Below are 689 nucleotides of genomic sequence, written 5' to 3'. Positions count from 1 at the left end.
AGAAGTAGCTAGTCTAACCTTCGGGGGGACGGTTACCACGGTGTGATTCATGACTGGGGTGAAGTCGTAACAAGGTAGCCGTAGGGGAACCTGCGGCTGGATCACCTCCTTAATCGACGACTCAGCTATACCATAAGCTCCCACACGAATTGCTTGATTCATTGAAGAAGACGATTAGAAGCAGCTTTAAGCTCCAAGCTGATAGCTCCAGGCTAGCGGCTACAAGCTCGAAATTGGGTCTGTAGCTCAGTTGGTTAGAGCGCACCCCTGATAAGGGTGAGGTCGGCAGTTCGAATCTGCCCAGACCCACCAATTTTGTGTGGTAATGCCTGTAGTGATACGGGGCCATAGCTCAGCTGGGAGAGCGCCTGCCTTGCACGCAGGAGGTCAGCGGTTCGATCCCGCTTGGCTCCACCATTTACTGCTTCTGTTGTAAGAGCTTAGAAATGAGCATTCCATACAGTGTTATGGGAATGTTGATTTCTAGTCTTTGACTAGTTCGTTCTTTAAAAATTTGGGTATGTAATAGAAAGTTAGACTGGACAGCACTTTCACTGGTGTATGTTCAGGCTAAGGTAAAATTTGTGAGTGAATTGCAAATTTTCGGCGAATGTCGTCTTCACAGTATAACCAGATTGCTTGGGGTTATATGGTCAAGTGAAGAAGCGCATACGGTGGATGCCTTGGCA

General features: G+C 47.9%; 2 tRNA genes and 1 rRNA gene. All 3 read left to right on the top strand.

The window, feature by feature from the left end:
- Positions 1-112: ribosomal RNA gene (locus Q6A51_RS27305) — 16S ribosomal RNA — on the top strand; the annotation flags it as partial.
- Between the two features lie 123 nt (positions 113-235).
- Positions 236-312 (top strand) — tRNA-Ile (locus Q6A51_RS27300).
- A gap of 29 nt (positions 313-341) precedes the next feature.
- A tRNA-Ala gene (locus tag Q6A51_RS27295) sits at positions 342-417 on the top strand.
- Positions 418-689 lie beyond the last annotated feature (272 nt).

The sequence above is a fragment of the Pseudomonas serbiensis genome (assembly GCF_030580745.1).
GTDB lineage: Bacteria > Pseudomonadota > Gammaproteobacteria > Pseudomonadales > Pseudomonadaceae > Aquipseudomonas > Aquipseudomonas serbiensis.
Note: the sequence above shows the minus strand (reverse complement) of the source record. Positions and strands in the feature narration are given on the sequence as shown.